This window comes from Mucilaginibacter sp., assembly GCF_965277465.1.
Lineage (GTDB): Bacteria > Bacteroidota > Bacteroidia > Sphingobacteriales > Sphingobacteriaceae > Mucilaginibacter.
Genome location: NZ_CBDICW010000002.1, coordinates 845,060 through 870,554, shown reverse-complemented (window position 1 = coordinate 870,554; position 25,495 = coordinate 845,060). Strand labels below are relative to the sequence as shown.

Here is a 25,495-nt window from a genome sequence, read left to right as displayed (position 1 = left end):
AAAATTTGGAAAGTAGGTTTTAAAAAATTGGTTTTTTCGTAGGTCGAAATTGGACAGATAATACAATTTTAACAAATTATATTACTCTACATTAATACATCATGCCTAAAAACACTTTCACACTCAATTATAATGTTTTTTATAAATAAATGACAATCAAATACTTAACATCAACATAGTGTAATATATACATACTACAAATGCTATATTGATACTACAACAATAAAAATGAGTTATGAGAGGTAATGATGTAGTATTAAAGCTCGATGAGAAACTCCACAAGGTTTTTATCATGCGCCAAATCCAGCTTTTTACGTAGCCTGTAACGCCTGATTTCAACTCCGCGTAAAGAAATGTTTAACAATGATGCCATTTCTTTACTGCTCATGTTCATGCGCAGGTAGGCACAAAGCTTAAGATCATTAGGCACAAGGTCGGGATGTTCTGCCTTTAACTTTTTGAAAAAGTTTTCATGCGCCTCATTAAAACTGCTTTCAAAAATATTCCAGTCGCGCTCATCGCTCATGCCCTCGTCAATTACCTTTTGAATCTTCCGTAACTGATCGTCGGCGAGCTGCTTGCCAGCACTGTCTTTTAAATGGGTTATTTCTTCGCTTATCTTTTGCAGCAGTTCGTTCTTGTAAACAATGTTCATTGCCGAGTTTGCTAACTCGCGGCTTTTGCTGGCCAGGTCGGCCTGTAGCTGCTCATTCTTTATCTTCACTATCTGCTGCTCGTTTACAATGGCTTCCTGCTTTAAAAACTCTTCTTTTTCATTGTGCAGTTTTTCGTGAATATAATGCTGATGCCGTTTTAATTTTAGATGATAATAATGCCTGATGATATAATACAGTAGTATCATCAGCATTAAATAAAACACGATAGCAATTTTTGATGCGTACCAGGGCGGTAATACCCTAAAGGTAAATACGGTTATGGGTGAAACAGCCTGATCATTTATTTTGGCAACAACCTTAAAGCTGTATGCACCCTGGCTTAAATTGGTAAATTCCTTTTGGCTTTGGGTAGTCCAATCGCTCCATTGCCGTGAATAGCCATCAAGGTAGTACTGATATTTTACTTTTGCCTGCTTATAATAGGGCAACGAATAAGAAATACGGATGTTGTTTTGCGAGTAAGGGATCTCAATATCATTAAGCGTATTGCTGCTTTCGGTTATTGCTGATACCTTATCCGTAATGTTCTCCACCTTACGGATCAGCACATCGGGCAATTGTATTTTGTTTGATAAAAGAGCATCATCATCATTCAAAATCACAAAGCCATCATCAACGCTGATCAAATAGATCGAATTATTAATCAGGTTGATATTTTCGTAATGCTGAACCATTTGCCCGTTAAGGCTATTGAACCTGTTTGAATCTATAGTAAGCTTGCCGGGTACCGAAAGATCAGCCAATGCTACCCTGCCGTGGTTAATGAACCAGTATTTTTTACCCGCCGCGGCAATTATTTTGTTTGACGATGCAAACGTGCCCAGCTTACGGTTAAGCTGCTGGTATTTAAAAAAACGGTCGGTAATATCATCATAAACACAAAAACCAGAATCGGACGAGAACACGATGCGGTTATCTAAGTTAAATACATTTACATTATAGCTGTCGGGCAGCCCATAATGCTTATCGTAATATTTTACGGATGTTGCCTTTTTCAGATCGCTGCTCAGGTTTATTTTATAAATCCCTTTGTAAGCATGGCTCACCCATATTTGCCCCTTGCTATCCTGCTCCACATATCGTGAAGGCTCTACAAAGCCTGCCACCTTATGGTCAAATACCCAGTTGCCGTTACTATCCTTGCGATAAATTACCAAGCCTATATAAGTTCCCTGTATCAGCAGGTTATCGTTTAGCTTTTTAACCGTCCAGCCTCCGTTAACGGTCGATATTTTATTGATACTACTCCCGTTTACCTGGTAAGTACCATCATTATGCCCGCAAAGCAAGCGCCCTCCCTGTATAGACAAATCCCACACCTGCCCCTGCGAACCCGGGATCAGCTTAAAATCAAAAGATTGCGATAACAGGTTATTGGATCCCGGTATCCAATCGCTATAAAAAAGCCCTTGATTAGTACCTAAGTAAATCTTTTTATTAAAAATGGTGCTGGAATATACCGTGCCGAATTTGCCTGTTTTATCAAAGTAAAAGTATAGCGGCGAGTTTACCTCAATGCGGTCGATCCCGTTATCAAGGCCGGCCCAAAGGTTTTGTTCCCTATCGGTATAAATACTTAACACGGTGTTATTTTGCAACCCGCTTGATTTATTGATGTGCTGCACCACGTTACCGGCAGTATCAATAATTACAATACCGTTTAAAATAGTGCCAAAGGCAAAATACTTACCCGGTATTACTGCACCGTTATTTAATTGGTATGCTTTTAAAAAATCATTGGCCTGGTTGGCCCAGGGCTTTATCTGTTTACCATCGTATATAAACAAGCCGTTATTACCTGTGCCTATAAGGTATTTATTTTTTTGAAACGGCAATATAGACAGTACACCGCTGCTACCTAATACCTTACTGCCTTCAATAAATTCAAGGTGATTATTTTTTAGTTCGAATAAACCCTGCGAAACTTCTTCAACCAGGTACCGGCTCCCGGTTTTAAATAAAAAAAGAAATGGGTTTGGAGCTTTTACAATATTAATTTTCCCTTTTGAGTAAATAAAAATGGAGCCGAATGACTGGAAGATCACCCTATCGCCATCAACATAGATCTTCCAAATCTCCTCGTTTGGCAAATAACCTTTGGGGATTAAATGGATAAGGGAGTTATATTTCAAAAAGCCGGCCTTGTTATTTTCCCAATAACCAAACTCGCCGAACCCGCCTGCATATATTTTGCCTTTACCATCAGCCGCTACTGAACGAACTATAAGCCCGTTAGGCATGTGGTAAAGCTGCCAGTATTTACCATCAAAAGCCAGTAAACCTTCGGCATTACCAAAATACATAATGCCATGTTCATCGCGCGTAACAGACCAGTTTTGATTACCCGACTGGTACTGCGCCTTGGTATAGTTTTGCACATAGGGTACACCAACGCTTTTTATATCGGCACTGTGAGCGCCCCATACATTTAACAGGATATATGCAAAAAATAGAATTGCCTTACGCATAGGTCTATAACAAAAAATAGAGATGCAAAACTTTGCATCTCTACGAAAATACGGTTTGAAATTGAAAATCTCTTTAAAATATAAAGGCTCAATACTTGCGCCTGTTTAATGGCTTAATCAGCTAACTGAACTTTGCCTTTTTTGCTCACGTTTACCGGCTGCGGAACTTTTACATAGTATCCCGTACCATCATAGATCCTTTTACGCGGATGAGCCTTACAGGCATCGCTGCAGCAACCATCCATAGCCGTACCGCAATCATCGCATTGGGTAAAATGCTCATTACACTCGGGGTTAGCGCAGTTGATCATTTTTGGGGTTACCTTGCCGCAATTAAAGCAGGTTGATATAACTACAGGGTTAACACTGTTCACATCAACCGAAAGGCGGTTATCAAATACATAGCATTTACCGTCAAAATCTTCTCCGCCGGCTTCCTTACCATATTTTATAATGCCGCCATGCAGCTGGTAAACATCGCTAAACCCTTCGTGCAGTAACAGGGCCGATGCTTTTTCGCACTTTATGCCGCCGGTGCAATAGGTAATAACTTTTTTGTCTTTGTATTGCGATAGCTCATTGATCATGGCCGGAAAATCCCTGAAATTCTCGATATCGAGCGTAATGGCATTTTTAAATTTGCCTAAATTATGCTCGTAGTTTGAGCGTACATCCAGTATAACAACATCTTCATCATCCTTCATGGCCAAAAAGTCTTTCGGCTCCAGGTGCTTTCCTGTTTTTTCCTGCGGATTGATCATTTCCGGATCGCGCAGACCCGAATGAACGATCTCGGATTTATAACGCACATGCATTTTAACGAACGAAGGGGTATCTACCTCATCAACTTTAAAATCAATACCGGCAAATCTTGGGTCGGCATGAAGCGTTTCCATATATGTTCTGCAAGATTCAGGGGTGCCTGAAACGGTGCCGTTCAACCCCTCGGTAGCCACAATAATACGGCCTGCCAGGTTTAAACTTTTACAGAAGATTAAATGATCGGCAGCAAATTGCTCCGCATCGGCTATTGTTGAATAACAATAGTATAGTAGTGTATTATATTTTGCCATAAAATCATCGATACTGCTGCAAACAGTGTTAAATGAGCTGCAAAATTAACAATTTTAATGGATATGTAAAAGCCGTTGTTTACGCCTATCGGATGGATAGCTTTCTACCAATATTGGGCACCGATAGCGCAGCCTATGCAGATTCATTAGCTTTTTAAGCTCACCCTAACGCAAGCGGTAAAGAGGCTTAAACTGCTATTTTAAATCAAATAGAATGTTTAATTTTGCAGCCTCTAACAATAAACATATATGTATAATACACTACAGCCTGTTTTACAGCAAGAGCTTGCCGAAATTGAAAATGCAGGTCTATTTAAAAAAGAACGCATCATCACATCGGCACAGGGTGCTGATATTGAGGTACAAGGCGGGCAGGAAGTAATAAATTTTTGTGCTAACAACTATTTAGGCCTGTCAAATAACCCGCAGGTTATTGCAGCTGCAAAAGATGCAATGGATACGCATGGTTATGGCCTTTCGTCTGTTCGTTTTATTTGCGGTACGCAGGATATTCACAAAAAGCTGGAAAAAAAGATAGCCGACTTTTTAGGAACCGAGGATACTATATTATATGCAGCTGCCTTTGATGCTAACGGCGGTGTATTTGAGCCTTTATTTAATGACCAGGATGCCATCATATCCGACGAGTTAAACCATGCCTCAATTATTGATGGTGTGCGCTTATGCAAGGCACAGCGTCAGCGTTATAAACACGATGACATGGCCGATTTAGAGGAAAAACTAAAGGCAACAGCCACCTGCCGCCACCGTATTATAGTTACCGATGGTGCATTCAGCATGGATGGCACCATTGCCCAGTTAGATAAAATTTGCACGTTAGCCGAGCAATATAACGCTTTGGTAATGATTGACGAAAGCCATTGTTCGGGATTTATGGGCAAAACAGGCCGTGGCACACATGAACATCATGGTGTTATGGGCAAAATAGATATTATTACAGGTACATTAGGTAAAGCATTAGGTGGTGCTTCGGGTGGTTTTACATCAGGCCGTAAAGAGATCATTGATATGCTGCGCCAGCGCTCGCGCCCATACCTGTTTTCAAATACGCTTGCACCATCAATTACCGGGGCCTCAATAGCGGTATTGGATATGCTGAGCGAAACCACCGATCTGCGCGATAAGCTTGAAAGCAATACCCAATATTTCCGTACTAAAATGACCGAAGCAGGCTTTGATATTAAGGCGGGTGTACACCCAATAGTTCCGGTTATGCTATATGATGCAAAACTGGCGCAGGAATTTGCCGCCAAAATGCTGCAGGAAGGCATTTATGTAATAGGCTTTTATTACCCGGTAGTGCCACAGGGAAAAGCACGCATCCGTGTGCAGATCTCAGCCGGGCACAACAGGGAGCATTTGGATAAGGCCATTGCTGCGTTTACCAAAGTGGGCAAGGAATTAGCCGTTATCAAATAAACACCTGTCAGCATAAAAAACAAAAGGATTACTACACAACACACTACAATGCAAGCTCAAATAGATCAATATACTACCGAGATCAATGCTTTTTTACCAGCTAATGCTGATGAATTAGAAACGTTCCGTATAAAATTTTTAGGTACCAAAGGAATTATAAAAGACCTGTTTGAGCAGTTTAAAAATGTAGGTCCTGAAGAAAAACGCACCTTTGGCAAAGTACTTAACCAGTTTAAGCAATTAGCCGAAGCAAAATACAATGAGCTTAAAGAATCATTTGACGCAGGCGATAAATCCCAGGATTTAGGGCTCGACTTAACCCTGCCCGGTGATGGCTTTGCTATCGGCTCGCGCCACCCGCTATCCCTGATCCGTACCGAGATCATTGATATTTTTAAGCGCCTGGGCTTTGTGGTTGCCGAAGGCCCAGAAATTGAGGATGACTGGCATAACTTTTCGGCATTGAACTTTCCGCAGGAACACCCTGCCAGGGATATGCAGGATACCTTTTTCATCAAGAAGAACAGCGGTATTGATGATATTGCCCTGCGTACGCATACCTCATCGGTACAGGTGCGGATGATGGAGAATGGTAAACCACCTTTCCGTGCTATTATGCCGGGCAGGGTTTACCGTAATGAGGCTATATCGGCACGCGCACACTGCTTTTTTCACCAGGTTGAAGGTTTATATATTGATGAGAATGTTTCGTTCTCTGATCTGAAACAAACGCTTTACCACTTTGTGCAGGAGCTTTATGGCGATGGTACCAAGGTACGTTTCAGGCCATCGTATTTCCCTTTTACCGAGCCATCGGCCGAGATGGATATTTCATGCACCATTTGCAAGGGAAGCGGCTGTAACATGTGTAAATACACCGGCTGGGTTGAAATTTTAGGCTGCGGCATGGTTGATCCAAACGTTTTGGAAAACTGCGGTATTGACAGCACCAAGTTTACCGGCTTTGCCTTTGGGATGGGGATAGAAAGAATTGCCAATTTAAAATATGTGATACGTGATCTGCGTTTATTCTCTGAGAACGATGTTCGTTTTCTGAAGCAATTTCAAACAGAGATCATATGAGGAAAATCTTTTTACTAATCACCCTTTCATTAGCCTTTATTTCGTGCGGTAAAAGCGGCGATGTAGTACCCAATGTTTCGGTAAACATACAGATAGCCCTTACCGACCCGCGTGTAAGCGCATTAAATGTAGCAGGCGGCTCAGCCTTTATAGGTGGTGGTGTGGCGGGTATCATACTGTACCGCGAAACCGATGGCAGCTATGCTGCTTATGACCGTTGCAGCAGCTATCAGCCTCAAAACCATTGCGCTGTAACCTTAGATGCTTCGGGCTTTACGGTTACTGATCCCTGCAGTGGTTCAAAATTTTCATTAGCTGATGGTACGCCTGTAAAAGCACCCGCTACAAGATCGCTCAAATCATATACTATAAATGTGAGTAATTTTGAGATATTTGTATCTAATTGATACATGGAACCGGATAAAATAAAAGAAAGCATTAAGCGGGCAGCGCAAGACCTGTTCCGGAAATTCGGTTATCATAAAACCAGTGTTAACGAGATTGCAAAAAAGGCTAAGATAGCCAAGGCCACTATATACAAGTATTTTCAGAGCAAGGAGGATGTTTTACACTCCCTGCTGATGGATTATATTAAGTTGAGTGTTGACGACCTGATTAACCATAACACCCCCGATATGGATGAGGAAGCGCACTTAAACATCCTGATAATGAAAACATGCAGGCTTAGCTATACCGTTTGCAATGAGTTTATAGGCTGGGATTTTATCCGCGAATCAACAAACTCCCAGGATTTTTTAAAGAACCTGTCGAACGAGCTGGAAGAAATGCTGGTCAGCGCCTTTTCACAGCTTACCGAATTACGCAAGCAGGAAAACTACCTGCAGCGCATCCGCTTTTTAATTAAGTGCAGCAAAAGCATTGTGTTCAGCTTTGCATTTACATCGGTAAGTGATTCGGATGTGCGCAAAAACTTTGTTTCGTTTCAAAAAGAGATCCTGCCCTACTTGGTAAAGGCGGCGATCACTATTTAAGTGATCCGGATTAAATATCAGCCCCTCATTCCTCAAAACAAAGCTTGAAAGACCTTAATAATTTAAAAACAGTCAAATTATGATTCATAAAAGTGAATTATAATTTGCACAATCAATTTTTTATTATTTACTTTGAAAAACAAAGTACTTTTAAGTGGAAGAAAAAGAAATACAGGACGAGCTTACCTCCATCCGCAGCCTGATGGAGCGATCCTCAAAATTTATATCCCTCAGCGGCCTCTCAGGGATATTGGCAGGTATTTATGCACTGATTGGAGCTGCCGCAGCCTTTAATATTTTGTATACCGATGCCTTTACCCGCAACTTTACCATTGGCGACGATGCCGACGCCGGCAAAATAACATCGCGCAGCTACCTGCTATTGTCAATTGCACTGTTGGTATTAATTGCATCAGTTATTACAGGTTTTATATTATCGTACCGCAAAGCCAAACAAAAAAGGCAGCCCTTGTGGGGGCAAACAAGCCGCTCTTTATTATTCCACATGGCTACCCCGCTGGTAACAGGCGGAATTTTTATCCTGATATTAATTATACAAGGCCACTATGGTATTGTAGCATCGGCCTCCCTTATTTTTTACGGACTATCATTGGTGAGTGCAAGCAATTTCACCTACACCCTTATTAAATATTTAGGGCTAAGCGAAATAATATTAGGCCTTATTGCCGCTTGCCTACCCGGATATGGATTACTATTTTGGGCCATTGGTTTTGGAGTGCTGCATATTATATACGGCAGCATGATGTACTTAAAATACGATAGGTGAAAGTCCCCTTTGAAAAATTAGACAAAGCATTTGAGAACCGGCTGCGGTTACAGATCATGAGCGTGCTGGTGGTTAATGACCGCTATGACTTTAACTCGCTTAAAGAACTGCTGGATACCACCGACGGTAACCTGGCATCGCACCTTAAAGCGCTTGAGAAAGAGGAGTACATTGTGGTACATAAATCATTTTTAGGCCGCAAACCTAATACCACTTATGAACGCACCCCAAAAGGAAAAACTGCCTTTAAACAGCATTTGGATGCTTTAGAGCAATTAATTAAACAGCAAAAACTAAAATAATTTTTTTTACCCATTTGCTTTGAAATACAAAGTACTTTTAAAATAAACAATCATGCATTCAAGCAACTACTGGATTAAGCATTTCAAGGCAAATGCACTCCAAAAAAGAATCAACTGGGCCCAGGAACCCAACATCTCTACTGATGAAATTGAAACTATTTTGCATTCGTTACAAGCATGGCAGTTAGGAGAAACATCCGAAGGAAAGCAATTAATTGCCGCAGCTGAAAAATATGCGGCTAAAATTGAAGAACCTGAATATGTTGAAGCTATTAGGCTATTTATAAAAGAAGAGCAAAAACATGGCAATAATTTAGGCGCTTACCTGGATAATATCGGGAAAGAAAGAATTAAACAAAACTGGGGGGATACCTTATTTAGAAAAGTCAGGCATTTAAATACCAGCATGGAATCATGGACGATAGCTGTTATTGTGGTTGAAAGTACCGCACAGATATTTTATCAATCACTTAAAGACGCAACGGAATGCGGTCTTTTAAAGGAAATCTGTACAGATATTTTGATTGATGAAGCCCATCACATTACTTTTCAAACCGAAAGGCTTGCGGCAATATATCACAGTAAATCAGCCTACGCTAAATCCTGGCGTAAAATAGTTTATAAATACTTTTTTATAGGTACATCGCTATTGGTATGGTTTGCAAACAAGCGTTTGTTTAAAGCCGGTGATAATACTTTTGAGTGTTATATGAATAAGATGGAACTCAAATATTCAAAAACCATTAAAAAAATCACAAAGCCATATACTTTCCAAATAGCCTGAAATGAATACAGAAATTAGACTAATCAAAATGGGGCAGCCTACACCCTGCCTCATTCTTCTAAACTATTAGCATATTAAAACATGAATGTTAATCCATTTTTATACAGCCTTAAAGTTTGGTTAAGCAGTGTGGTGGTCGCACCATTTTTTTATCTGATCATACAATATTACGTCCGGCCAATTCATACACAGGACATTGCAGACTCTACACTTTCGCCTTTATCCAATTACTTCTTTTTCACTTTTTTAGAACTGATCCTTTCATTTTTAACCTGGGTGGCATTTACCATTCTTGTTTATATTATTGTAGGCTTATGTTTAAAACATCCTTTACGAATATGGCTCCTATTTGCAGCCGGTATCATATTAACTTTTGCAACATTTTTACTGATCGGGTTTCCCATTGAATTTAAATATGATGATCCTTTTTTTTATCTGCCTTTTTGCAATTCCTTTTGTATTGGTTGGGGGATATGGTTTTACAGGCTCGATTAAACTGATTAATCTATTTTATAATACAAATACATTATATCAACCCAAAATTTAACAATTATTTCACAATACCAATTTGGTTTTTGGTATATAAATAGTTTTATTTGTAATAAAAAAGCATTTTATCATGAGCAGAGAGCTGATTGAGTTTTCAGATATGATAGATGAGCAATTTGACATAGCAGACGCGGAGCCGGATAATTTTTGGGAACAATTGGTAAATCTGTTTATTTAATAGCTTATCGGCAGTAATTTTAACATCCTTTAAGGGTGATTGTGCTTGTTTTGCGCCTTCGGTAAGTTTCACATTAAATAAATACAATTAACTTTGCAGCCTGATGAATAAAGCTGCTAAAAATAAGTTTTTTGAAGATGTTACCATTATTGACATTGCCGAAGAAGGCAAAGGCGTAGGTAAAGCCGATGATTTTGTACTGTTTGTTGACAAAGCCATACCCGGCGATATTGCCGATGTGCAGGTGTACCGCAGCAAAAAGAACTTTGGCGAAGCCAAAATAGTTCAGCTTAAAAAACCATCCGAATACCGTACCGAGCCTTTTTGCGAACACTTTGGCACCTGCGGCGGCTGCAAATGGCAACACATGACTTATGATGCGCAATTAAAATTCAAACAAAAATCGGTAGTTGACGCTTTGACCCGTTTGGGCAAAATAGATGTATCGGGCATATCGCCTATTGTGCCCTCTCCTGCCGATAAATATTACCGCAACAAATTAGAGTATACCTTTTCAAACAAACGCTGGTTATACGATGGCGAAAGCCGTGAGGATGAAACCCTGAACATGAATGCACTGGGCTTTCATATCCCCGGCAGGTTTGATAAAATACTGAACGTAAACCATTGCTGGCTGCAGGCCGAGCCATCAAATACGCTGCGTAACAGTATCCGAGATTTTGTGATTGAGAACGGCTACAGCTTTTATGATATTAAAGGCCACACCGGCTCCTTGCGTAACCTTATTGTTCGTACATCATCAACTGGCGAGGTAATGGTAATTGTGGTTTTTGCATACGTGGATGAAGACGAAGTGAATAAGCTGATGGCATTTATTGATGGTAAATTTCCCGAGATAACGTCCCTCCTTTATATCATCAACCAAAAAAAGAACGATACTATTTTTGACCAGGAAGTAGAAGTATATAAAGGTGAAGCCTACATTCACGAAGAGATGAATGGCATCCGTTTCCGAATCGGGCCTAAATCATTTTATCAAACCAACTCGATACAGGCCCTACGCCTGTATGAAATAGCCCGCGACTTTGCCGACTTTAAAGGTGATGAATTAGTGTATGACCTTTACACCGGCGCAGGCACCATTGCCAACTTTATTGCTGGCAGCGTAAAAGAGGTTGTGGGCATTGAATATGTGCCATCGGCAACTGAGGATGCTAAGATCAATTCGGCCATTAATAATATCACCAATACTAAATTTTTTGCCGGTGATATGAAAGATGTTTTGGCTGCTGATTTTGTAGCGGAGCATGGCAAGCCGGATGTGATCATCACCGATCCGCCACGCGCAGGCATGCACGCAGACGTGGTTGAAAGGTTAATGGAGATTGAGGCCCCTAAAATTGTGTACGTGAGCTGTAATGCAGCCACACAGGCCCGTGACATGCTGGTATTAAAGGAGAAGTATGATACCGTAAAAATTCAGCCGGTTGATATGTTCCCGCATACGCAGCATGTGGAAAACGTAGTATTATTGGTATTAAGAGTTAACGAATAATGTAGCGCACCTGATTTGGTGCATTACATAATATAATAAGAGATTAATATGGAACCGGAAGAACTGTTAAACGAAGACAGACATAGCGAAGAATCGAAAAAGGAAAGTCCGCTGCTGAGTTTGGAGAAGGATTTAAAGTTTTTTAATGAATCGATTCACGAAGTGGCGGTTGAAATTATGGTAGAAGGGCTTACCAACTACCCAATTTTCATAGCGCATCAGCATGATCTGAACCTGGGAGAGGTTATCCTGGACAGGCACGACCTGAACACAGAATGGAGCATCCATGCATCCACCTTAGAGGAATTTGTAGAAAAAGGCATTATTAAAGAAATACTGAAAGAACGCTTTATTACCAGCTACAAAAATCCAAACGATTACATGTGCGTATTTGTGATAGTGCCCGAAGGCGCCAATTTTGTTTACTATCCTTACGTAAAAGAATAATCTCTTTGTTTTAAATTGAAAAGTGCAAATGTTGTAATTTGCTTATATCTTTATCATAACAATAACAGCCATGCCAGATAAACAGCTTCTTATATTAAATCATCAGCAAATTCAGCAAAAGATAGACCGTATTGCTTACCAGATATTAGAAGATAATTTTGATGAGGAAGAGATTCTGATTGCCGGAATTTTACCAAGCGGCGATAAAATTGCCCGCAGAATAATTGGCATATTGGATGAAATTGCACCTTTTAAAAGCAAATTTATTGGGATTGAGCTGGATAAGCAAAGCACGAGCCTTAAGGCCAACATAAATTTTGATGTAAAAGATTGCAGCAATAAGGTGGTTATTTTAGTAGATGATGTGCTGAACAGCGGCAAGACATTGGCTTACGGCTTCGGCGTTTTCCGCGATGTGCCACTTAAAAAGCTACGCACAGCAGTTTTGATAGACCGTAACCACAAAAAGTTCCCAATGACAACCGATTTCGCCGGGATAGCTTTATCAACCGTATTAAAGGAGTTTGTTGATGTAGTACTGGATGAAGAGGGTGTTGAGGATGGGGTTTATTTACGATAGTAGATTTTTAAATACGCTATAATTTTAAAAGCGCTTCTACCTTCATAGCCGTTAAGCCTAAACCATCGGTAACAACGGTTGCTTTATTATAAAACCCTTCCCGTTCCGCCAATTTCTCATCAATAAAAGCAATCAGGGTATCACCATGCTTTTCGCGTAACAAGGGGCGTTTTGTTTTTTCATGCTCCAGTCTGTCGGCCAGGGTTTTGGATGATAGCTTAATGTAAACCGACTTTCCATGCGCATTAATCCAATCTATATTATCAAAAAAACAGGGCAAGCCACCACCTGTTGATATCACTGCATGTTCGGGATAAACGGTCTGTTTCAATACTTCTGATTCGAGCTTACGGAAAGCATCTTCGCCAAAATTGGAAAAATAATCGGCTATGCTCATGCCTGCCTGTTCTTCCAAAACATGGTCGAGATCCATAAACGGATAACCCAACCGGTTAGCTAATTTACGGCCAAGCGTAGTTTTGCCGCAACCCATAAAACCAATCAGGAAGATAAGGCCTAATCCGCCCTCGGCAATGTTTAAATTATTATTTGCAGGTAAAATATTTTCAGCTCCACTCATTATTATAAACACTTGATTTTGGTTTTAGGTAAGCTTTACCCTTGGGTCAACCCAAACATATAGCACATCAACCAAAATATTAATCACCACAAATATAAAAGCAATAAAAAGAATGGAACCCATCACAACGGGGAAATCAGACATTTCCAAAGCATCAACCGTAGTTTTCCCTAAGCCATTATAGCCAAATACATATTCCACAAAAAACGAACCTGCTAACAGGGATGCAAACCAATTTGCAATAGCGGTAATAACCGGGTTCATGGCATTTTTTAAAGCATGGCGGTAAATGATGGCATTATTGCTCAGGCCCTTTGCTTTTGCAGTACGGATATAATCCTGCCCCAAAACATCAAGCATGGCATTGCGGGTTAGCTGTACAATAATAGCTAAGGGCCGTAAGCCTAAAGTTACCATTGGCAGTATCAGGTTACGCCATGTAATTACTTCGCCTTTAAAGGGATCGTAACTGTATAAACTGCCAGACATATTCAAGCCCGTGTATTTGCTCAGCTCAAACCCAAAGATCCAGGCTATAATTATGCCTGCAAAAAACGAAGGGGCCGATACCCCTAATGTTGAGAAACCAATGGCCAGCTTATCTATCCAGGTATTTTGGTTTACAGCACATATCACCCCTAAAAAAACACCTATTATAATGGCAAATAGCATGGCGGTTGCAGCCAGCACTAATGTATTCGGAATAACTTCGAGCAGCAGGGTGGCCACCTCCTTATGCGTTTGATAAGAACGGCGCAGGTAGGGCCATTTTAAAGCAATCACCTTGGTTGCCGATACCGGGAACAATTTTAAATAATGATACCGCTGCTGCTCCTCTTTTGTGTTGAGGTGAATACCTACGGGCGAAAGATCATTGATATAATAAACAAACTGAACGGGCACAGGCTTATCCAAACCAAACTCCTTGCGGATGGCCTGCAACGACTGCACATCGGCCCTTTGCCCCTGTGTCATCCGGGCCGGGTCTACAGGCAATACATTGAACAAAAAAAACACCACTACCACAATGCCCAGCATCACCGCCAGCCCATAAACCAATTTGCGAATGAGGTAGCTGATCATAAGCTTATTGCTGAAAATATTGTTTCACCAGCTCATCGTACTTAGGGATGGAGTGGTAATGCCATTTATTGATCACGGTGCCGTTTTTAATTAGCAATATGCCGGGGTTTGAGCGTACCATTGTTTTCAGAGGCACTTCATCCGCATAAAAAATCTCGAACATTAATTTATGCTGCTTGCTGTAAGCCTGCGTAAACTGTGCAGAGTTAGAGGTAAGCATAACCATGCGAGTATTAAAGTTTTGCGACAGGTTTATTGCCAGGGCATTTAAGCGGTCAATGGCATCGCCATCAGCTTTATTTATATCGTAGGCAACAATTACCAGGTTATTAAACGGGTTTGATAAAAGCTCCTTTGTATAATCATTACCCTGGGCATCTTGTATGGCAAGGTCGCGGATTTTGGGAGTAAATCCTCTTTTAACCAACCTGCTTTCCGGCTGACCGATGATCTCCCAGTTATTGTCTTTCCAGATATTGGTTTTCAGATACTCGGTATTGGTCATTGTTTTGGTTGCGCCTGTTTTTTTGTTTTTCAGGTTGTAGGTCAGCTCATATTCGTCTGGCTGCGCACCAGGCGGCGTTTTCATTTCATCCAGGATATTTGCACCAACTTTATAGGGTAAAAAATCAATAACCGGCGAAAAGTTATAGGTAAAGAGCCCGAAACCCACAGAAATTACAGCCGAAGCGATTAATAACTGATCGCAGGTTTTAGCATTAAATAAGGGCCTGATGTTTCTTCTGTCTTTAAACAAAACGATGATCAGCAGCAGTAACACCATGTCTTTACTGAACGACTGCCAGGGCGTTAAAGGGATGGCATCGCCAAAGCAGCCACAGGTTTGTACCACATTAAAAAAGGCAGAGTAAAAAGTTAAAAAGGCAAAAAATATGATGAGCAACAGTAATCCCCAGGCAACGGATATGGCGCGGACGCCTATCAATAAAGCGAAGCCCAAAATAATTTCGAGCGAGCAAAGGATAATAGCTAAGCTAAGCGCCAGACTATTTAAAAAGCCGATATGGAAAACCTCGAAATATTCTTCAAGTTTGTACGAGAAGCCGAGGGGATCGTTTATTTTAACTAAACCCGAAAAGATAAAAAGCAAGCCAACCAATATTCTTGCTGCCCACACCCACCATGCGGTTGATTTATAGATAACTTTTTCCATTTGTTATTAAATGCTGTAATAGTTGTAGTTGTTGAAAAGGTTAACCAATTTTAACCATTCGTAATTTTTACAACTTTTGCAACTTAGAATGGCTAAAGATACATTTTTTCAGAAAAAGGTAACCCTAAATGCGGGCGGTAAGCTTATTGATTTAAGCAGCCCCAAAGTAATGGGAATTATTAACCTTACCCCTGATTCTTTTTTTGCCGATAGCCGTAAGCAAGATATGGAAGCAGCCGTTTTACAAGCCGGAAAGATGCTGAACGATGGCGCAACTTTTTTAGATTTAGGCGCTTATTCATCGCGCCCGGGCGCGGCAGATATTTCGGTACAGGAAGAAACAGACCGGCTGCTCCCCGCTGTGGAGGCCATTGTTAAACGATACCCTGATGCTGTTTTATCCATAGATACCTTCAGATCGCAGGTTGCAGAAGCTGCTGTTAAAGCCGGGGCACATATTATCAATGATATATCGGGCGGTGAGTTAGATGCCGATATGTTTGCAACCGTTGCCCGCCTGCAAGTGCCTTATATTTTAATGCACATGAAAGGCTCGCCCCAAACCATGCAGCAACATACTGATTATGAAAATATTTTTATTGAAGTATATGATTACTTTGCAAACAAATACCACCAGTTAAAGCAATTGGGGGTACATGATGTGATTCTTGATCCCGGCTTCGGTTTTGCTAAAAAAGCCGAACAAAGCTATGAGCTGATGAAAAGATTACAGGATTTTAATGTGTTGCAGCTACCATTGCTTGTTGGTATTTCGCGAAAAAAAATGATCTATGGCCTGCTTGGTGAAACCGCTGCCGAAGCCTTAAATGGCACTACTGCTTTAAATACCATCGCATTAATGAAAGGCGCAGATATTTTAAGAGTGCACGATGTTAAGGAAGCTGTTGAAGCTGTGAAAATTTGGGAAGCCTGTAGGTAGTTGCTGTTTGTTTGATTTCGGCGGGACGCTGTGGTATAGGTTTCTGGCCTACCCTAACTCTTATTCTAATTTCGGCGGGACGCCGGGGAAATATCGGTCACTCGGCTGGAGCCAAGCGACTGCGTGTTTGATTTTATTTTTTTAATTAATATAAAATATATCACTCGTATAGCCCAACCCGTATGCAGTCGCTCGGCTCCAGCCGAGTGACGACTATAAACAGGCCCCTGGCCTACCCTAACTTTCATCCACTTTCAATGGCGAATCAGGATTGGCGCTGCTATATACATAAGCAGTTGCTTCGTTAACTAACATAGCCTTTACCGGGTTATTATGTATATAATCAACCTTTTGATCAAAAACGCTTGCGCTGATTAGTTCTATCGGATGATTTGTCTTTTGCCAAAACTGATATTCCTTATTTTGGTGATGGTATTTTGCAAAGAATTTAAACAAATACAAAAGCCATTCTTTTCTGCTTTCCTGTGGGTTTTCAGCAATCATGGTTATGACCCGTTTTGCCGTAAAGCTTTTCAGATCACGAATAATTGCAGATAAATTTGAATCATCGCTCGCTACTATTAAATGGATATGGCTGCTCATTATGCAATAGGCAAATACTTTTAGGCTTTTATGTTTACGGCAGTATTCCAGGTTATTGATAAACTCTTCGCAATAATCGTTTCGTATAAATACATCGATCCAGCCAACTATGCTGAGTGTTATAAAAAACGGGCGGTCGGTGCTGGCTTTTCGTAATTCTGACATATTGTTTGATTGCGGCGGGACGCCGGAAAAATAGTTGTCACTCGGCTGGAACAGAGCGACTGCGTTTTCTTTTGTTTAGGTTTTGGTATTGTTTACTTTTCTTATAAATGTACCACATGCACACCAACATGCAGCTGCTCGGCTCCGGCCGAGTGACATATATTAACAGGCCTCTGGCCTGCCGTACTACCCTACCAATTCCATCATTTTTAAAATGCCGTCAACATATTCACGGTCGTTGGCCAAACGCGGCACTTTATGCTGCCCGCCGAGTTTACCCTTTTCCTTCATCCAGTTAAAGAAAGTTCCTTCCGGGGCGCGGCGCACTACCGGGCGGCGCAGCGCCATATCTTTAAACCGCTTGGCATCATAATCAGAGTTAATGCGGCGCAGGGTTTCATCGAGCAGATCAACAAAACGTTCAAACTCGGCAGGTTGCTTTTCAAACTCAATTATCCATTCATGTGCCCCGCATTCATCACCACTGAAATAAACGGGCGCTGCAGTATAATCACGAATGATGGCACCCGTTTGCTGGCAGGCTTCATCAAGCGCACGCTCTGCATTATCAATGATCAGTTCTTCGCCAAAAGCATTAATAAAGTGTTTGGTACGCCCGGTAACCTGTATACGGAATGGTGATAAGGAGGTAAACCTTACGGTATCGCCTATCATATAGCGCCAAAGGCCGGCATTGGTACTTATTATCAGTGCATAGTTTTTAAACAGCTCAACTTCATCGAGCGTTAAAGTATCCGGGTTTTCTTTATGCAGATCCTCTATCGGTAAAAACTCATAGAATATACCATAATCAAGCATCAGCAACATTTCGCCTGGTTCGCGGGTATCCTGTATGCCGAAGAAACCTTCGGATGCATTGTAGTTTTCCAGGTAATACATATCATCCGTGGGGATCAGTTTTTTAAACTGTTCGCGGTAAGGCGTAAAATTCACCGCCCCGTGAAAATACATTTCAAGGTTTGGCCAAACTTCCAAAAGATTGTTTTTGCCAGTTATCTCTAATATCCTTTTAAACAAGAGGATGTTCCAGGTAGGTACACCGCTCAGGCTGGTAACATTAACATCCTTGGTGGCGTAGGCCATTTTTTCAATCTTTTCTTCAAAATCTTCCAGCAGGGCTATATCCATGTGGGGTGTACGGTGAAACTCCGCCCACATGGGCAGGTTTTTCATCAATACGGCCGATAGATCACCGAAAGAAGTATCCGCGCTTAGCTGGCTCACCTGGTAGCTGCCTCCAAGGGTAAGGATTTTCCCCGTAAACATACGGGCATTGGGGTTGTTGTTGAAGTATATGGTCAGCAGGTCTTTGCCGCCCTTAAAGTGACATTCCTCCAATGCTTCCTCGCTTACTGGGATAAACTTGCTGCGATCGTTGGTGGTACCTGATGATTTTGCAAACCATCTGATCTCGGATGGCCAGAGCACATTTTGCTCACCCAGCAGCATCCGTTCAATATAAGGCTTTAGGGTATCATAAGTTTGTATGGGCACGCGCTGTTTAAACTGCGACAGGTGGGTGATGGATTTATAACCATACTTTCGGCCCCACTCGGTATTTTCTGCTGCTGATATTAATTGTTCAAACCATTCTTCCTGCACTTCATTAGGATATTTCATAAAAAGCTCTATCTGGTGGATACGCTTTTTCATGAACCAGGTAAAAACAGAATTAAAAATGGTCATACACTATCAGGTTATAATTGGTTTTAGCTAACCGGGAATACTTTTCTTTTTAAAACAAAATTGGCCCCTAAATAAACCTTACGTACCAGCTCGTTGGCTGCCAGTACCTCCGGCACGCCCGATTCTAATATCTTTCCTTCAAAAAGTAAGTAAGCCCTGTCAGTAATTGAAAGGGTTTCCTGCACATTGTGGTCGGTTATCAATATACCAATATTACGGTGTTTTAGTTTGGCTACCATTGCCTGTATCTCTTCAACGGCAATAGGGTCAACCCCGGCAAAGGGCTCATCCAGCAAAATAAAATTAGGCTCGGCTGCCAGCGCCCTTGCTATTTCGGTACGCCTACGCTCACCGCCGGATAGCAGGTCACCACGGTTTCTGCGTACTTTGTGCAGGCTAAACTCATCAATCAGTTCTTCCAGCTTATCCTTCTGGCGATCTTTAGGCATGGTGCCCATTTCTAAAACAGCCTTAATATTATCCTCAACAGTAAGCTTACGAAATATAGAGGCTTCCTGCGCCAGGTAACCTACTCCCTTTTGTGCGCGGCGGTACATAGGATCGGTAGTTATATCCTTATCATCTAAAAATATCTTGCCTTCATTAGGTTTTATTAAACCTACTATCATGTAAAAAGATGTTGTTTTACCTGCTCCGTTAGGGCCAAGCAATCCAACAATCTCGCCCTGCGAAACATTGAACGATACATCGTTTACAACGGTACGCTGCTTATATTTTTTTAATAGATTTTCTGCTCTTAAATTCATTAACCGCTAATTATATTGATTTGAAGACCGCCGTTTGTTTCAGCTCTGCCTATTCAACAAACCTTATTCCTTTTATGTTTAACTGTATGGTTCGCCTTTCGCGCCACACGTTCTCTTCAATTGAATAACAAATATCAAAGGGAACATCTTTTTTTAATTGCGACAAATATTCGCCATGATTAAATGCAATGCAATCAAACATCGGCGAATCTGGCTGCATTACCGTCATTTTAACGTGATTGCCGCCAACTAAACCCGCATTACCGCTAACATACACATTTTTACTTATGAAAACGGGCGACATATTCTCTGGCCCAAAAGGTGCAAACTGGTTCAATATCCTGAAAAACTTTGGTTCTATCTGCCTTAAACGTAATTCTGCGTCAATCTGTATCTGCTGTATTAATTGTTCTGGCTTTATGGTTGCGCTTACTACTTCTTCAAAGCGGTTTGCAAATGCCTCTACATTTTCGGGGTGCATGGTAAGCCCGGCGGCATACTTATGCCCGCCGAACTGAATTAACAGATCGCTGCAGCCGCAAAGCGCCTCGTACAAATCATAACCCAAAACAGACCGTGCAGAACCTGCCACATGCCCGTTTGAGCGAGTTAGCACAATAGTAGGCCGGTAATACTTTTCAGTTAGCCGTGATGCTACAATGCCTATTACACCTTTATGCCAGCCCTCATTAAATACCACTGTTGATTTTTTACCTATCAGCACCTCATCATTATCAATCATGCCTAAGGCTTCGTCGGTAATTGACAGATCGTGCCCTTTGCGTTCGGTATTTTTTACGTTGATGAGCAGGCTTTTTTCTTTGGCTACTTCTTCGCTGGTTGCGGTCAGCAATTCAACAGCATGCTTGGCATCATCAATACGCCCGGCAGCATTTATACGGGGGCCCAATAAAAACACCACGTCGGATATGGTATAATAAGTTCCTCTCCCTGCTACCTCCATCAGCGTTTTAACGCCGATACATGGATCTGTATTTATTTTTTGAAGGCCTAAATGGGCAAGCACCCGGTTTTCGCCGGTTATATGTACAATATCGCAGGCTATGCTTATGGCAACCAAATCAAGGTAGCATGTAATTTCTTCAAACGGAATATCATTTTTTTCGGCATAGGCCTGTATCAGTTTAAACCCAATCCCACAACCCGATAATTCTTTGTAAGGATATTCGCAGTCGTTGCGTTTGGGGTCAAGTATAGCAACGGCGGCGGGCAGCTCATCGCCGGGTAAGTGGTGATCGCAAATAATAAAATCAACACCCCTGGTATTTGCGTAAGCAATTTTATCAACCGATTTTATACCGCAATCAAGCGCTATGATCAGCTTAAAGCCATTCTCGGCAGCATAATCAATCCCTTGGGTAGAGATGCCGTAACCCTCTTTATACCTGTCAGGAATATAATATTCCAACCGGTCATATATTTTACTAAAAAAGCCATAAACAACCGATACTGCCGTTGTACCATCTACATCATAATCGCCATAAACCATAATCTTTTCGCCTGCTTCCATCGCGGCTTCAATCCGTAATATGGCTTTTTCCATATCCTGCATTAAAAAGGGATCGTGCAGGTGCAATACATCGGGCCTGAAAAACAGGCGGGCATCATCAAAATTTTTGATGCCCCTGTTTATCAGCAGGGTACTTAAAACGGCATCAATACTTAATTCGGCGGCTAATTTTTGTACTTGCTCATCGTCAGCATTATCTCTTATTGCCCACCGTTTATTCATATCTTTGCAGCTTAAAAAAGTAAATATAAATGAAAATTTTTGCTTTGGGAGAGGGATCTTATTCTGTTGATGCCACCAAAAAATTCATTCCCTTTAACCCTGAGACAGATAGCCCTAAAGACAGGCCTGCATCTTTATTTATCCACGTTAACCCCTTTTTAGTACAAACGGATACCGACCTTATTTTGCTGGATACCGGGCTTGGCTATAAAGATACCCGCGACGAATTGTTCATCCACCAGCATATTCGCAATGCGGGCTTTGATCCTGATGAGGTTAGTTTAGTGATAATGTCGCACCTGCATTATGACCATTCGGGCGGGTTGGTGGTTGAGCGCAATGGTAAATTAATACCCAGCTTTCCGCTGGCGGAGCATGTTATTCAAAAAAACGAATGGGAAACTGCCATATCCGGCGCTTCATCATCCTATCATAAAGAAATTTTTGAGGCCTTGCAGCATAATATCAATATTACTTTTGTTGAGGGCAGCGGCGAATTTAAGCCGGGTATCAGGTATGAACATTCAGGCGGGCACTCGCCTTATCACCAGGTGATTTGGATTGAAAGCGGCGGCGAAAGATGTTTTTTTGGCGGCGATGAACTGCCAGAACCAGAACAACTGATCAGAAAGTTTGTAGCTAAGTATGATTTTGATGGCCGCAAAGCTATGCAGCTAAGGGAAAAGTATGGTAAAATAGCAGCAAACCAAAGTTGGACCAGCTTATTTTACCATGCTAAAACTATGAGTGTAGGTAAGGTAACTTACCACGATGATCATTTCCAGGTGCTGCCTGTTTAAGCAGTATCTTCAACCCTGAAAAGTTCAACAATTTTTTCAACGTTAAGTGGTTTTGAGATAAAATCCTTAACCAGCGGGTATGAGCGTGCTTTGTTAATATCGTTACTGAATACAGATGATGAGATAATATAGATCTTACATTTACCCAGCGGGTCAATGTTAAGGCGCTTGTATTCGTCTAAAAACTCCCAGCCGTTCATAATGGGCATATTAATGTCCAACAATATATAATCGGGCAGTTTGGCGGGGTCTTTACGCTGTATTTCAACCAGTTGATCAATAGCAAACTTACCGTTAAGGCAAGCCATGATCTCAGTGTTCAATAAAGCTTTCTTTATTAATTTGATGGAAATGAAGTTGTTTATTTCATCATCATCAACAAGTAATACACTAACGGATCTGCTATTAAAATTCATATATATAATTTATGATATGCCTTATACGGAACAAAAATTAAAAAGGTTTTACACCTTTCGAGAATAAATTAAAAAGAATTGGCTAAAAATAGAAGGTGTTGCTAATGAGGAATATTAGTCCAACCCTCATTTAATTGGTTAATATTGATTAAAAGTAATATTTTAGGCTGAACATTCCAAAAATCCCACATGAAAAAAATTTACCTGCTGTTTTTAATGTTACTTAATATATCGCTCACCCTAAAAGCTCAAAAGGCTGGCGAGATTGAATCAAAAACACAAGGCTTTACCAAATACACGGGTTATTTTAATTTTTACTGGGATGAAAAAACCGGGCGCGTACTTTTAGAAGTAGACAAGCTCAATACCGAATTTTTGTATGTTAACTCCCTGCCTGCCGGCGTTGGTTCAAACGACCTGGGTTTAGACCGCGGCCAAATTGGCGACAGCCGCATTGTAAAGTTTATTAAAAGCGGCCCTAAAATACTTTTAATGCAGCCCAATTATGCTTACCGGGCAGTAAGCGATAATGCCGACGAGCGCAAATCTGTAGAGGAAGCCTTTGCCCAATCGGTTATTTGGGGTTTTAAGGCCGAGGCACAGGAAGGTGACAGGATTTTGATTGACCTTACTCCTTTTTTATTGCACGACAGCCATCACCTTGCCGACCGACTGGGCAGCAACGACCAGGGTAATTTTAATTTAGATGAATCACGTTCGGCTGTATACCTGCCAAATACCAAAAGCTTTCCCGAAAATTCGGAGTTTGAGGCTACCATAACTTTAGCCGGTAAGGCAAAAGGTGCCGAGATCAGTTCCGTTACGCCTGATCCGAATGCGGTGACGGTCCGGATGCACCAATCATTTATTAAGCTGCCCGATGATAATTATAAGCCGCGCAAATTTGATCCGCGTTCGGGATTTTATGATCTTGATTTTATGGATTATGCCACGCCTATTGATCAGCCCATTGTAAAGCGTTTGATTACCCGGCATCGCCTGCAAAAAAAAGATCCTAATGCTGCAATGAGCGAAGCGGTTAAACCCATTGTATATTATGTAGACCGTGGCGCTCCTGAACCTGTGCGTACCGCGCTGATGGAGGGTGCCGCATGGTGGAACCAGGCATTTGAAGCTGCTGGTTATAAAAATGCTTTCCAGGTAAAGTTATTGCCCGAGGATGCCGACCCGATGGATATTCGTTATAACATTATCCAATGGGTGCACCGTTCAACCCGGGGATGGTCTTACGGGGCATCGATCAATGATCCGCGTACCGGTGAGATCATTAAGGGCCAGGTATCATTAGGTTCGTTACGCGACAGGCAGGACTTTTTAATTGCCGAAGGCCTTTTACAACCTTACGAAGATGGAAAACCCACCAGCGATAAAATGCTGAAACTTGCCCTTGCGCGTTTGCATCAGCTTGCCGCACACGAGGTTGGGCACACCTTAGGCCTGCAGCATAATTTTGCGGCCAGTACCAATAACCGCGCATCCGTAATGGATTATCCGCCACCATCATTCAGCATGAAAACTGATGGCAGCATTGATATCAGCGATGCCTATACTACTGAAATTGGCACCTGGGATAAACGCGCCATATTATTTGGCTACCAGGATTTCCCGGCAGGAACAAATGAAGACCAGGCCCTGAAAGGCATCCTTACCGAAACGCTAAAACAAGGGCAGGTTTTTATTACCGACGAGGATGCCCGCCCGGCAAGCGGCGCACATCCACTTGCACACCTTTGGGATAGCGGCAATAATGCCGCTGACGAACTAAACAGGCTGCTGGACATCCGCAGGCATTTGCTGGATAACTTCTCGGAAAAAGCAATAAGGCAGGATGCACCAATGGCTACTATTGAAGAAGCTTTGGTACCCATATACCTGCTGCACCGTTACCAGGTTGAGGCTGCCTCAAAAATGTTAGGTGGCTTATATTATACCTACGCTATAAAAAACGACGGACAGCCTGTTACCCGGTTTATACCCCCGGCTGAGCAATGGAAAGCTTTTAATGCGCTGATGTTAACCATTAGCCCGGCTACGCTGGCTTTGCCCGAAAAACTGCTTGAAAAAATCCCGCCGCGCCCTGATGGTTACCCGCTTACCAGGGAGCTGTTTAAATCGCGCACCGGTTTAACTTTTGATCCAATGGCTGCTGCCGAATCTGCCGCGGGTACGACGCTTGAATTTATGCTGAACCCGGCGCGTACGGCAAGGCTGGTTGAATATCAATCAAGAGATAACAGCCAACCGGGATTGATCCCTGTGCTGGATAAGCTGATAGCCCAAACCTGGAAAGCCCCGCAGCAAGCCGGTTACAAAGGCGAATTACAACGCCTGATGAACAATTTAACCTTAAAGCATTTGTTAACCCTGGCTGCCAATGAGCAGGCACCTGAAAGTGTAAGGGGTATTGTTTTGCTGGAAGTAAGCGACCTTAAAAAATGGATGAGCATCACCGTTACTAAAACAACAGCTAACCAAAAGGCCAATATTTTATTCGGGTTGTCGCAGATCAATGAATTTGAAAAGAACCCCGGGAAATTTAAACCTGCAGCCATATTGGATATGCCCGATGGCAGCCCGATAGGTAATTAGCTATTTATATAATAAAAATTT

General features: G+C 41.7%; 24 protein-coding genes. 14 read left to right on the top strand and 10 right to left on the bottom strand.

Going from position 1 to position 25,495, the window contains the following annotated elements; all coding sequences use genetic code 11:
• Positions 1-256: 256 nt before the first annotated feature.
• Entirely contained in the window at positions 257-3,145 is a 2,889-nt protein-coding gene (locus tag ACQY4U_RS16265; protein ID WP_428330501.1) for a ligand-binding sensor domain-containing protein, read from the bottom strand.
• Between the two features lie 113 nt (positions 3,146-3,258).
• Positions 3,259-4,218 carry a rhodanese-related sulfurtransferase gene (locus ACQY4U_RS16260; protein ID WP_428330500.1) on the bottom strand — a complete coding sequence of 320 codons (960 nt, stop codon included), beginning with the start codon at positions 4,216-4,218 and terminating at the stop codon, positions 3,259-3,261.
• A gap of 249 nt (positions 4,219-4,467) precedes the next feature.
• On the opposite strand from ACQY4U_RS16260, the gene kbl reads away from it, so the two are divergent.
• From kbl to ACQY4U_RS16205, 11 genes are all read left to right on the top strand, one after another.
• Positions 4,468-5,658: a glycine C-acetyltransferase gene (gene kbl, locus ACQY4U_RS16255; protein WP_428330499.1), complete on the top strand. Its 1,191-nt coding sequence runs from the start codon at positions 4,468-4,470 to the stop codon at positions 5,656-5,658.
• 48 nt (positions 5,659-5,706) lie between these two features.
• On the top strand, positions 5,707-6,741 hold the full coding sequence (gene pheS, locus ACQY4U_RS16250; RefSeq protein ID WP_428330498.1) for a phenylalanine--tRNA ligase subunit alpha: 1,035 nt from the start codon (positions 5,707-5,709) through the stop codon (positions 6,739-6,741).
• On the top strand, positions 6,738-7,148 hold the full coding sequence (locus tag ACQY4U_RS16245; protein ID WP_428330497.1) for a Rieske (2Fe-2S) protein: 411 nt from the start codon (positions 6,738-6,740) through the stop codon (positions 7,146-7,148). The genes pheS and ACQY4U_RS16245 overlap by 4 nt, the downstream gene beginning before the upstream one ends.
• Positions 7,149-7,151: 3 nt before the next feature.
• Positions 7,152-7,733 carry a TetR/AcrR family transcriptional regulator gene (locus ACQY4U_RS16240; RefSeq protein ID WP_428330496.1) on the top strand — a complete coding sequence of 194 codons (582 nt, stop codon included), beginning with the start codon at positions 7,152-7,154 and terminating at the stop codon, positions 7,731-7,733.
• Between the two features lie 154 nt (positions 7,734-7,887).
• Entirely contained in the window at positions 7,888-8,520 is a 633-nt protein-coding gene (locus ACQY4U_RS16235) for a hypothetical protein (RefSeq protein ID WP_428330495.1), read from the top strand.
• Positions 8,517-8,822: a winged helix-turn-helix domain-containing protein gene (locus ACQY4U_RS16230; RefSeq protein ID WP_428330494.1), complete on the top strand. Its 306-nt coding sequence runs from the start codon at positions 8,517-8,519 to the stop codon at positions 8,820-8,822. Before ACQY4U_RS16235 ends, ACQY4U_RS16230 begins: the two co-directional genes overlap by 4 nt.
• Positions 8,823-8,874: 52 nt before the next feature.
• Positions 8,875-9,606, top strand: a complete 732-nt coding sequence (locus tag ACQY4U_RS16225; RefSeq protein WP_428330493.1) for a ferritin-like domain-containing protein — start codon at positions 8,875-8,877, stop codon at positions 9,604-9,606.
• 81 nt (positions 9,607-9,687) lie between these two features.
• Positions 9,688-10,101 carry a hypothetical protein gene (locus tag ACQY4U_RS16220; protein ID WP_428330492.1) on the top strand — a complete coding sequence of 138 codons (414 nt, stop codon included), beginning with the start codon at positions 9,688-9,690 and terminating at the stop codon, positions 10,099-10,101.
• 335 nt (positions 10,102-10,436) lie between these two features.
• Complete coding sequence (gene rlmD / locus ACQY4U_RS16215) at positions 10,437-11,849, top strand: 23S rRNA (uracil(1939)-C(5))-methyltransferase RlmD (RefSeq protein ID WP_428330491.1); 1,413 nt, start codon at positions 10,437-10,439, stop codon at positions 11,847-11,849.
• A gap of 48 nt (positions 11,850-11,897) precedes the next feature.
• Positions 11,898-12,296: a hypothetical protein gene (locus ACQY4U_RS16210; protein WP_428330490.1), complete on the top strand. Its 399-nt coding sequence runs from the start codon at positions 11,898-11,900 to the stop codon at positions 12,294-12,296.
• A 70-nt stretch (positions 12,297-12,366) separates the two neighbouring features.
• Positions 12,367-12,876, top strand: coding sequence for a phosphoribosyltransferase family protein (locus ACQY4U_RS16205; RefSeq protein ID WP_428330489.1), 510 nt, complete (start codon positions 12,367-12,369; stop codon positions 12,874-12,876).
• Between the two features lie 16 nt (positions 12,877-12,892).
• On the opposite strand, the gene ACQY4U_RS16200 is transcribed toward ACQY4U_RS16205, so the two are convergent.
• Genes ACQY4U_RS16200 through ACQY4U_RS16190 form a run of 3 tightly spaced genes read right to left on the bottom strand, consistent with a single transcriptional unit; the run spans position 12,893 to position 15,713 of the window.
• Positions 12,893-13,456 (bottom strand): shikimate kinase, encoded by a 564-nt coding sequence (locus tag ACQY4U_RS16200; RefSeq protein WP_428330488.1) that lies wholly within the window; start codon positions 13,454-13,456, stop codon positions 12,893-12,895.
• A 24-nt stretch (positions 13,457-13,480) separates the two neighbouring features.
• Positions 13,481-14,539 (bottom strand): ABC transporter permease, encoded by a 1,059-nt coding sequence (locus ACQY4U_RS16195; RefSeq protein ID WP_428330487.1) that lies wholly within the window; start codon positions 14,537-14,539, stop codon positions 13,481-13,483.
• Positions 14,540-14,543: 4 nt separating this feature from the next.
• The gene (locus ACQY4U_RS16190) at positions 14,544-15,713 is read right to left on the bottom strand and encodes a BT_3928 family protein (protein WP_428330486.1); all 1,170 of its coding nucleotides are present in this window, start codon (positions 15,711-15,713) and stop codon (positions 14,544-14,546) included.
• Positions 15,714-15,801: 88 nt separating this feature from the next.
• On the opposite strand from ACQY4U_RS16190, the gene folP reads away from it, so the two are divergent.
• On the top strand, positions 15,802-16,653 hold the full coding sequence (gene folP, locus ACQY4U_RS16185; protein ID WP_428330485.1) for a dihydropteroate synthase: 852 nt from the start codon (positions 15,802-15,804) through the stop codon (positions 16,651-16,653).
• Positions 16,654-16,890: 237 nt separating this feature from the next.
• Here the strand turns inward: folP and ACQY4U_RS16180 are convergent, their stop codons facing one another.
• From ACQY4U_RS16180 to recJ, 4 genes are all read right to left on the bottom strand, one after another.
• A complete protein-coding gene (locus tag ACQY4U_RS16180; protein ID WP_428330484.1) occupies positions 16,891-17,421 on the bottom strand; it encodes an REP-associated tyrosine transposase in 531 nt (176 codons plus the stop codon).
• Between the two features lie 186 nt (positions 17,422-17,607).
• On the bottom strand, positions 17,608-19,128 hold the full coding sequence (locus tag ACQY4U_RS16175) for a GH3 auxin-responsive promoter family protein (RefSeq protein ID WP_428330483.1): 1,521 nt from the start codon (positions 19,126-19,128) through the stop codon (positions 17,608-17,610).
• Between the two features lie 23 nt (positions 19,129-19,151).
• Positions 19,152-19,895 (bottom strand): LPS export ABC transporter ATP-binding protein, encoded by a 744-nt coding sequence (gene lptB / locus ACQY4U_RS16170; RefSeq protein WP_428330482.1) that lies wholly within the window; start codon positions 19,893-19,895, stop codon positions 19,152-19,154.
• 49 nt (positions 19,896-19,944) lie between these two features.
• Positions 19,945-21,648: a single-stranded-DNA-specific exonuclease RecJ gene (recJ, locus tag ACQY4U_RS16165; protein ID WP_428330481.1), complete on the bottom strand. Its 1,704-nt coding sequence runs from the start codon at positions 21,646-21,648 to the stop codon at positions 19,945-19,947.
• Between the two features lie 29 nt (positions 21,649-21,677).
• Between recJ and ACQY4U_RS16160 the strand changes: the two genes are divergently transcribed.
• Complete coding sequence (locus tag ACQY4U_RS16160) at positions 21,678-22,448, top strand: MBL fold metallo-hydrolase (RefSeq protein WP_428330480.1); 771 nt, start codon at positions 21,678-21,680, stop codon at positions 22,446-22,448.
• Here ACQY4U_RS16160 and ACQY4U_RS16155 read toward each other — a convergent pair.
• The gene (locus ACQY4U_RS16155; RefSeq protein WP_428330479.1) at positions 22,445-22,864 is read right to left on the bottom strand and encodes a response regulator; all 420 of its coding nucleotides are present in this window, start codon (positions 22,862-22,864) and stop codon (positions 22,445-22,447) included. The genes ACQY4U_RS16160 and ACQY4U_RS16155 overlap by 4 nt on opposite strands.
• A 189-nt stretch (positions 22,865-23,053) precedes the next feature.
• On the opposite strand from ACQY4U_RS16155, the gene ACQY4U_RS16150 reads away from it, so the two are divergent.
• Positions 23,054-25,474 (top strand): zinc-dependent metalloprotease, encoded by a 2,421-nt coding sequence (locus ACQY4U_RS16150; RefSeq protein WP_428330478.1) that lies wholly within the window; start codon positions 23,054-23,056, stop codon positions 25,472-25,474.
• Positions 25,475-25,495: the final 21 nt, after the last annotated feature.